Annotated in this window: 1 protein-coding gene and 1 pseudogene; both read left to right on the forward strand. The window is 70.3% G+C overall.

Features of this window, described 5'->3' with window-relative positions; translation table 11 throughout:
- Positions 1-75: 75 nt before the first annotated feature.
- A complete protein-coding gene (locus AB0K21_RS44610) occupies positions 76-1,350 on the forward strand; it encodes an activator-dependent family glycosyltransferase (protein ID WP_364159293.1) in 1,275 nt (424 codons plus the stop codon).
- A gap of 24 nt (positions 1,351-1,374) precedes the next feature.
- Positions 1,375-1,793, forward strand: a pseudogene (locus AB0K21_RS44615) (glycosyl transferase); the annotation flags it as partial.

Raw genomic sequence — 1,793 nt, forward strand, 5'->3', positions numbered from 1 at the left:
CCAACCAGCTCATCCCCCAGCTCGAAGAACTCACCGCCAAACACCGCTGACGCGGGATCGGGAGACACCACCACCATGCGCATCCTGTTCACCACCTACCCGGACAAGACCATCTTCCACGCGATGGTTCCGCTGGCCTGGGCGCTGCGTACCGCCGGCCACGAGGTGCGCGTCGCGGTCCAGCCCAAGTTCGTCGACGTCGTCACCCAGGCCGGCCTGACCGCCGTCTCGGTCGGTCGTGACCCCTCCACCTGGCGGCTGGCGGAGCTCAACATCGAGCAGGTCGAGGCCGAGCGGGCCGGGCTGCCCGCGCCGTACGACGCCGCGGTGGATCCGGCGGCCGTCGACTGGGAGAAGATGCGCGACGGGTACGCGACCCTCGTGGAGCAGTGGCACCAGCTGGACAACTTCCCGATGATCGCCGGCCTGGTCGACTTCGCCCGCGGTTGGCGGCCCGACCTGGTCATCTGGGAGTCCAACACCTACGCGGGAGGCATCGCCGCCGAGGCCTGTGGCGCCGCGCACGCGCGTCTGGTGTGGAGCGTCGACGTCTTCGGCGTCGCCCGCGAGCACTACCTGCGGCTCAAGGCCGAACGCCCGAAGGACGACCGCGCCGACCCGATGGCCGACTGGCTCGGCCCCTACGCCCGCAAGTACGGATTCGATTTCACCGAAGACCTGTTGACCGGCCAGTTCACCGTCCACCAGCTCCCCGCGTCGCTGAGCATGGACGCCGGTCTGGACTACCTGCCGATGCGCTACGTCCCCTACGGCGGTGTCGCCGCCGTACCGAAGTGGCTGTGGGCCGCACCCGAGCGCCCCCGCGTCGCCCTGACCCTGGGCACCACCGCCACCGACCGCTACGCCGGCTACGCCGCCGACGTGCGGGACATCCTGGACTCTCTGGCCGACCTCGACGTCGAGGTCGTCGCCACCATCGCCGAGTCCGCGCAGCGGAAGCTCACCAGTGTCCCCGACAACGCCCGGATCGTGTCCTGGGTCCCGCTGCACGCACTGGTCCCCAGTTGCTCGGTGATCATCAATCACGCCGGGCCCGGCACCTTCCTGACCAGCGCCCTGCACGGTGTCCCCCAGCTCACCGTGCCGTGGGACTTCGACGAACCCGAGCTGGCCCGCCGCGCCGCCGCGCAGGGCGGGTCGCTGACCATCCGCGCCGACCGGGCCACCGGGGAGAGCGTCCGCGCCGGTGTGCTGCGCCTGCTCGACGAACCGGGCTTCGGCGAGCGCGCCGTGTCGCTCCGCGACGAGATCCGTGCCCTGCCCACCCCCAACCAGCTCGTCCCCCGGCTGGAGGAGCTCACCGCCAAACGCCGTGTCGCCGACCGCTGACATCCAGCCGAAAGGAGAGTCCGGATGCGTGTCCTGTTCGCGCTGAACCCGTCGAAGACGGTCTTCCTCTACATGGCGCCACTGGCCTGGGCACTGCGCACCGCCGGCCACGAGGTGTGCGTCGCCAGCCAGCCCTCCTTCTCCGATGTCATCACCCAGGCGGGTCTGACCGCCGTCCCGGTCGGGCACGACCGCGACCTGCAGATGACGGAGGAAGAGGCGGAGATCGAGGCCAACCGGCCCGGTATCTCCGCGCCGTACGACGCCTTCGACGACCCGGCCAAGGCCACCTGGGACTACCTCAAGCCCGGAATCGCCGAGGCGGCGGGCATCTGGCACCGCTACGGGAACTTCCCGATCATCGGGGGCCTGGTGGAGTTCGCCCGATCCTGGCAACCCGACCTCGTCATCTGGGAACCACTGACCTTCGCCGCACCGATCGC

This window comes from Streptosporangium sp. NPDC049248, from assembly GCF_040678965.1.
In the GTDB taxonomy this organism is placed as follows: domain Bacteria; phylum Actinomycetota; class Actinomycetes; order Streptosporangiales; family Streptosporangiaceae; genus Streptosporangium; species Streptosporangium fukuiense.

Excerpts from the sequence above, each read along its gene's own strand:
- AB0K21_RS44610 (WP_364159293.1), top strand. The coding sequence starts at position 76 with ATGCGCATCCTGTTCACCACCTACCCGGACAAGACCATCTTCCACGCG.